The organism is Pseudoalteromonas sp. Isolate6 (assembly GCF_022398435.1).
GTDB lineage: Bacteria > Pseudomonadota > Gammaproteobacteria > Enterobacterales > Alteromonadaceae > Pseudoalteromonas > Pseudoalteromonas galatheae.
The window spans coordinates 1-7260 of the sequence record NZ_JAKEVK010000223.1 but is presented as its reverse complement, the minus strand read 5'-3'; the positions used below and the strand labels follow the sequence as shown (position 1 = coordinate 7260).

The 7260-nt window shown below is 42.3% G+C and carries 8 protein-coding genes; 7 read left to right on the top strand and 1 reads right to left on the bottom strand.

What is annotated here, in order from left to right; genetic code table 11:
• The first annotated feature begins 265 nt into the window (after positions 1–265).
• The 6 genes from L1D50_RS19975 (at position 266) to L1D50_RS19950 (ending at position 5221) form a co-directional block, all read left to right on the top strand.
• Positions 266–436: a hypothetical protein gene (locus L1D50_RS19975; RefSeq protein ID WP_239966666.1), complete on the top strand. Its 171-nt coding sequence runs from the start codon at positions 266–268 to the stop codon at positions 434–436.
• A gap of 3 nt (positions 437–439) precedes the next feature.
• On the top strand, positions 440–1084 hold the full coding sequence (locus L1D50_RS19970; protein WP_239966665.1) for a DUF6058 family natural product biosynthesis protein: 645 nt from the start codon (positions 440–442) through the stop codon (positions 1082–1084).
• Between the two features lie 117 nt (positions 1085–1201).
• Complete coding sequence (locus L1D50_RS19965) at positions 1202–2332, top strand: type 1 glutamine amidotransferase domain-containing protein (protein ID WP_128726407.1); 1131 nt, start codon at positions 1202–1204, stop codon at positions 2330–2332.
• Positions 2325–3236 (top strand): alpha/beta fold hydrolase, encoded by a 912-nt coding sequence (locus L1D50_RS19960; RefSeq protein WP_128726293.1) that lies wholly within the window; start codon positions 2325–2327, stop codon positions 3234–3236. Before L1D50_RS19965 ends, L1D50_RS19960 begins: the two co-directional genes overlap by 8 nt.
• A complete protein-coding gene (locus L1D50_RS19955; RefSeq protein ID WP_128726294.1) occupies positions 3236–3937 on the top strand; it encodes a response regulator transcription factor in 702 nt (233 codons plus the stop codon). Before L1D50_RS19960 ends, L1D50_RS19955 begins: the two co-directional genes overlap by 1 nt.
• Before the next feature lie 21 nt (positions 3938–3958).
• A complete protein-coding gene (locus L1D50_RS19950; protein ID WP_239966664.1) occupies positions 3959–5221 on the top strand; it encodes a HAMP domain-containing sensor histidine kinase in 1263 nt (420 codons plus the stop codon).
• A gap of 54 nt (positions 5222–5275) precedes the next feature.
• Here L1D50_RS19950 and L1D50_RS19945 read toward each other — a convergent pair whose 3' ends face one another.
• Complete coding sequence (locus L1D50_RS19945; RefSeq protein ID WP_138521507.1) at positions 5276–5971, bottom strand: hypothetical protein; 696 nt, start codon at positions 5969–5971, stop codon at positions 5276–5278.
• Between the two features lie 241 nt (positions 5972–6212).
• On the opposite strand from L1D50_RS19945, the gene L1D50_RS19940 reads away from it, so the two are divergent.
• Positions 6213–7064, top strand: coding sequence for a GNAT family N-acetyltransferase (locus L1D50_RS19940; RefSeq protein ID WP_128726297.1), 852 nt, complete (start codon positions 6213–6215; stop codon positions 7062–7064).
• Positions 7065–7260: the final 196 nt, after the last annotated feature.

Below are 7260 nucleotides of genomic sequence, written 5' to 3'. Positions count from 1 at the left end.
GTTATAATGCCGCTAACCTAACGAGCAATAATAAAAAATAAAATCGATGTTTTCTCACCATATAAATAGCTCAAAAATTACTACCTTCTTATTAGCATGCGCGGGAATAGCTGGGTTTGTATTATTTCTATTGGGCGTATTTAGCGCCCCAGAATGGACCTTAATTCTAGACTTTACTGCTAGCTTTTTGTGTTTATTCGTCGCGTTTAAGTTATATCAAAAGCAACTCAGGGCCTTAAATTGGGCAGCAGTGCTGGGCGCGCTTATGTCCATTGGCGTAGTTGTCAATGATACGCTAATCCAATTTTCATCAGGACTGTTGTTAACGGTTCAGTTGACTCTAGAAACCATTGCAGTAAAAATCAACTTGCTTGGTTTGATTATCATCACGACTGCGCTCAGGGCAAAAATAAAGCTAGCTAATTCAAAGGAATAATCAATGGAACTACTTAATTATCTGCAGGCGCACTTTATTACCAAAGAGGCCTTGCTACGCGAGTCGCAGCTATCTCACTTTGAATTGGCTATGTTAATTGAAAAACGTTTGATGCCAAAAGCCGCCTATAAATTAACATTAAAGCTCGAATGTGATTCTTTCTTTGGGGAGCACAGTGATAAAAGCTGCCTAGAATTTTATCCGCAAGGCGCTTTAGTGTGGCTTGGTGCTGTGTCGCAAGTAGCGGATGAAGCACAAGCCTTTTCGCTCTTCAGTCAACGCTATAAAGACCAACTACATAGATTAAAAGCGCAAGGCCTTAATCCGCGAGATGCAAAACTAAATAAAAACATCGACGCTCACTTAGAAAGTGAGTGGCAACACTTCCTTGGCGGTATTTACGGACTTTGTACAAAAACCGGTTTACCTGAGGATATTGCAAATAAAGAAGCCGCTATCGTTATTATTAACGAGTATTTAGCACAAGATGAGCACTTGAGCCCAGATGAACTAACCAACCTTCACCAAGTGGTCGATTTATTAGATGAGGCAAGTGCTTTATTCGCGCCTCATGAGCGTGAACGTAGCTCGCGCAAGCGCTTAATAGACGACGTAAGAGTAAAATTTCCAAAGCCTTTAAGATCATAATTAACTGGTTTTCGCTTTTTAAATCATGTGAATTGACTTCACATCCATTTCACACCTGTCCGCATAAAGTGTCTGTAACAAAACAACACAAGGGTCAACAGACCCGAGGACAGGATGATGAACAAATCACTATTCACCTTATCTCTCGTTGCTGCGTTGTCAGCAACTTCAGTCAATACGCTTGCACAAGATAAAAACACACCTCATGTGCTCATGGTACTCAGTAGCTATGGTGAAATGGGGGCTGATGGCACTTTAAGCAAACCTGGGTTTGAATTTGACGAGCTCAGTAAAGCATATGCCGTGTTTAAACAAAATGGCGTAAAAGTCACATTAGCCTCGCCAAAGGGCGGTGAACCATTGGCAGATAAGTTCGATAAAAACAAACCCTATAATCAAGCATACAGTAACGATACGGCGGCGATGGCGCAGCTTAAAAACACTAAAAGACTGAGTGAGTTAGAGCCCGCGCAATTCGATGCTGTGTTTGTGGTTGGGGGTAAAGGCCCAATGTTCGACTTGCATGACTCCAAACCGTTACAGGCAATTATTCGTGATATCTACGTTAACAATGGCGTAATTGGTGCTGTTTGCCATGGTCCTGCGGCATTGGTGGATGTAAAGCTTGAAAATGGAGAGTATTTAATCGCCGGCAAGCGAGTAAATGGTTTTACTAACGAAGAAGAGGCAGCGTTTGGTAAAAAGTGGACCAAACAGTTTCCATTCCTACTTGAAGATAAACTCATTGAGCGTGGTGCATCGTTTGTGCAAGACGGATTGATGTTGAATCAGGTAAGTATTGATGGTCAATTGATCACGGGACAAAACCCTTTTTCTACGGTAAATACCGCTAAAGCGGTGGTTGCGGCGCTTGGTCTGACGGTAAGCGAGTTACCGCGATTCAAAGACGATGAAAGTATTTTGTTGGTAGAGCAATTCTTTTCAGATAGCAGCAAAGCGAGGGCACGTTATTTAGCGGATAAGTCATCATTTGATCCTATGTTGCTCGGGATCTCTGGTTTATATCAAGCGCAGCATGCGCAAACTGCTCATCAACTTGCGGTGGCCGTTGAGTTGATGCAGTTAACCCTTGCAGATATTGATCACCCCATGCTGTACGAAGCGCTAGTAAATGCACAGCTCAAACTAAATGATATATCTGGTGCACAGTCCACATTAGAAGCAGCGCTTAAAAAGCACGGGACGGCGGAGAGTCTGATTGCACTAAAGGAGAAAGTTTATGGTTAAGCAAAGCTGGAGAAAAACAATGTTAGTAGTGACTGGAATTATCGCAGGTGTTGCCGCTGTTTGGTACGCAGTATTTGGACTAAAGCCATATAGTGTTACGCCGGAGGAATTAGCGCAAATATATAGCTATGAGCAAAAGGCGGTAGAGGTAAATCTTTCACCATTAAAAGCTAATCACTTTGCGCTTGAGTACAAAACGTTTGATGGCGATAAAGTCAATGGGCATATTCTCTATCCAAATAATTATGACGCGACTAAACCAATGCCCGTTATGGTGGGGGTCCACGGTATGGGTCGAAGTGATGTACGCTGGATACAAGAAAGCTTTAAAGGACGTGACACATACGAGCAAACGGATGAACTTACCAAAATGGCACTAGCAAACGGGTATGCTGTGATTGCCATTGATTCCAGAAACCATGGTAAGCGTAAAAACCCAGGCTATAACCTTATTGATGTTATGCATGATTTAGATTGGTGGGGAAAACGCGAGCCCTATGAAAACATGGTTATTGATTCGGTAAAGGATCACAGAGTTCTGCTTGATTGGATAGCAACCCAATCGCAATTTGATCAAAACCAAATCAGTGTTGCAGGATACAGCATGGGAGGTCAAATCAGTTTAATTTTAGCTGCACTGGATAAACGAGTGGATAATGTGTTATCAATTGTGCCGCCTTACCTGACTAATGCGGTGGCACGAGTGGCGATTAAAAACTTTGCGACAGCCGTTGATTCTCCCAAGGTGTGGTTGGTCTCGGCAGATGACGATGAATACGCCAGCGAACGTGAGAACGAAGTATTATTCGAAGCTATTGCGAGTGTTAAAAAACATCACGTGGTTATTGAAGGTGAGCATATCTTGCCTGAAGGCTACTATAAAGAATTACAAGGTTGGTATTAATGAAAACAAGCTCACAACTCAATATATTAGTAATTGAAGACAACTCCGCGATTGCAAGTAATATTGCTGATTACTTCGATATGCAGGGACATAGTCTGGACTTTGCTTATACGGGAGAGCAAGGTTGTGAGCTTGCACTAACACAATATTTTGACTGTATTATTTTGGATATTATGCTGCCAGATATCGAAGGGCTTGAGGTCTGCCAGCGATTAAGACTTCAAGCCGACAGGCATATTCCCATCATAATGTTAACTGCTAGAGATACTTTGGACGATAAATTAGCAGGATTTGCGCAGGGTGCGGATGATTACCTCACCAAACCTTTTTCACTAGAGGAGCTAGTAGCTCGAGTCAGCGCATTAACTTGTCGATTAAATCCCATACCTGCTGCAAGGGCGCTCAGTGTGGGGGAGGCAGATAAACAGGTTACGCTCAATTACCAAAATCAAACGGTAACGCGTGGTGAGACTACACTCGTGTTACCGCCAATTTTGTTCAATATTCTTAAAATTTTGATGGAAAGTTACCCTAGAGCGGTATCTAAGAGTGAGCTTGTTGAGCGTATTTGGGGCGAGGAGGGCACTGACTCGGACTCTTTACGGTCACACATCTACCAATTACGCAAAGCGGTAGATAAGCCATTTCCAACTGCCATTATTAAAACGATTCACAGCGTTGGCTTAGTGCTGGATTTATAGCTGAAATAGCAATTGAGAAAAATGAAAACAAAACAACTAAGAAACCGCATCATCACTTATTTTGTCTCTATCGTCGTGCTGCTCAGTGTATTATTTTCACTGATCACTTTGCTTTTTAGCTACATCATAGAAGACAGCTTTTTTTATCAAATTTTAGAAGATGAAAGAAAGCAGACAGCGCTTCAAATCATCAATAACCAGACACCTGAACCGCATTTTGACTTCGTCACATTTCATCCAACAACCGATACTTTACCTGCGGTGGTAAAAACGCTACTTGCTGAGGAGCCAAACCGTAAAGAGTTTAGTGCTGAGGCGGGTAAACATTATCATATCGTCTTTCTAAACAAGCATGACCGTGGACAAGGCATATTGCTTGCTGAAGTAAGCGACCATCTTGTGGTACGCGAACTTCGAGGCTTGATGCTTGGTTTTTCATTGGCCTTATTGGTGATTGGCTTAGTAATCGCGCTATTGCTAGCGCTTGGTACGGTAAAGCTGGCGAAAAGACTACTTAAACCTTTGGATGAGCTAATGGTAATTGTAGAAGCAAGTCCCGTTGAAAACCTCCCGACCAATTTTGCATCTCAGTTTTCGCAAAATGAAATTGGTAAATTTGCACAAACGCTAGAGTCAGCCCTTACTCGCATTCGAGCATTCGTTGAGCGTGAACGCCAATTTACCAGAGATATTTCCCATGAATTGAGAACACCTGTCACCATTTCCCAAGGGGCGGTCAGTTTACTCAACCATACTGAGTTAAATAGTAAACAGCAGGAATTGGTGGCAAGGATAGCGGAGTCTGACCAGCAGATACAGCTAACACTAGAGGCGCTACTTGCCCTTGCCCGAGAAAAAGCCGATACACCGGAACAGACTAATCTACAATCCGTGATTGAAGCCTGCATTATCAACAATCAAGCGCTGTTTGAGCATAAAGTCCTAACTATCGACTTACCCGCCAATGTATTTGTTTCTATGGCTGCGCAGGAGCTAAGATTGGTGGTGCAAAACCTGCTACAGAACGCTGTACATCATAGCCAAGGTGAGCAAATCCATATTCGTTACAGAGATAATACACTAACAATTGCGGATAATGGGCAAGGGTTATCAGAGATCTTTACTGCAAACGAGCAAGCCTTTGAGTCTGGAATGCGCGGTCCCAATAGTTCAGGCACAGGCATTGGCTTATCGCTAGTAAAGCGTCTTTGTGAGAAGTTTTCTGTGGAGGTGATGATTGAAAGTGGCGAAACAGGTGTGTTGGTTCACTTAAAGTTTGCTTAAGATAAAAAGGCACGCTGACTTCTGTTATCGTGCCTTGAGAGAATTTAATTGAACTTAAGAAAACTCGGCGATAACCAATACTCTTTTGTGTTTAGCGCTATAAAAAACAATCCCTTCACCACCGCCTTCAAAATAAGTAGAGAAGCAGAAGGTACCAAGATAAGTAAAATCTACACCGTGCTCTTCATCAAAAAAGCCAATTTCACGAGTGGAGTAGTGACTGTAATTCTCGCCGCTTTGCTCATCCATAGCGTCAAAATAGCGCGTTTCATCATCACCTTCTTCATCCCACAAATAGGCGTCCCAATTGCAACCGAGCATGGGTTGGCCACCTAATTCAAAGAGCGGGTCGCTTTCTTCGCTTTCGTCAAGAGAGTAGTTAAGTCGTTGATGTTTAGCATAGAAGCTGGCTGCTTGCTGGTAGTATTCGCTATAGTCTTCAAAATCCTCCTTCTCTTCACTTAGATTGTCAACATTGTGAGCGTCAACTTGCCACCCAATGTCTGTCAATGAGTAGGAGATATAGGAAAGGTCGCCATCAAAAATCTCCATAGAAATCGGTAATGCGATAAGTATATTATCATCGCTGTTTGCGTCTAACCTTGAATAGTCAAGTAGTCCTATTGGTAATAGCTGAGTGTCATTAAACGCGACATCTTGGGTGCTCGGGAATGGCTTGTAAAAGTCAGTAGCTTGCAATACTTTTTCCGCAGGACATGCGACCGCCGAATCTTTAATGTAGAGGGCCATAAAACAACTCCTTTTTATGGTTTATTTTTTGGTAATTAATACGTTAGGCTCGTATTTGATGGACACCATATAGCGAGGCGCGTGGAAAATCAATCAGTGATCATAATTGTTCGGGCGTTAGCGTGCCTGTCCTTTATATTTTCTCCAAATTTGTGGCTTATCATGCCTATGATAGGGCCATTGCAGTGCTGGATTGTCCGCTATAATACAAACTACATCAGGTGAGAAAAGTAGATACGCCGTGGAAAATAGAACATTCAATATAAAAGTAATGAACTTAACTGAATTAGAAATTGCAGCAAAATGGGCTCTGCAAGAAGGGTGGAACCCTGGGCTTAGCGACGCTAAGTGCTACTATCAAGCCGATCCAAATGGCTTTTTAATTGGCTATCTTGGCGATGAACCTATCGCTTCGATTTCAGTGGTTAAATATGATGATACATTTGGTTTTTTAGGCTTTTATATCGTTAAGCCAGAATATCGAGGTCAGGGTTATGGAATGCAGATTTGGCAGGCAGGGCTTCAATATTTAGCTGGTTGTAACGTCGCACTTGATGGAGTGGTCGCTCAGCAAGATAATTACAAAAAATCGGGTTTTAAGCTCGCCTATCGTAATATGCGCTACGAAGGAGTGGGTGGTGGCGAAGCGCCAGATTGCTCAAACTTAGTGGCACTTGAAAGGTTACCGGTAGAAGAGGTCATTGCTTATGACAGTGCGTTTTTCCCCGCAAAAAGAGTCGCTTTTGTTGACGCTTGGTTTAACCAGCCAAACTGCCACGCTTTAGGCATTAAACAGGATGACACACTTGCAGCCATAGGTGTGATCCGCCCTTGTCACGTCGGCTATAAAATAGGTCCTCTTTACGCTGATAGCGCGGAACTTGCAGAGACACTTTTCTTAGCGCTTAGAGCTAAGGTATCAACAACCGAGGCCATCTATTTGGACGTGCCAGAAGTAAATGCAGCTGCTGTTGCGCTTGCACAAAAGTACAAGATGTCACTTTCCTTTGAAACCGCGAGAATGTATACCGGTGAACAACCTGATTTACCATTAACTCGTGTGTTTGGTGTAACATCGTTTGAGATTGGTTAATACTTGGTCAATAAAATGATGTGAGCTAGCAGCTTATTATGACATTTGAATGTCTTGTTTACGTTTGTTTACCAATTTTGCAGTGTTTTTTTTCTTTATAAATCATTGTTTTATGTGTTTTTTTATCAATATGCATTTCCGTGTAGGAATAGTTTAACTTTACTGTGTTGATTATCAGTACAGATTTACATTATAT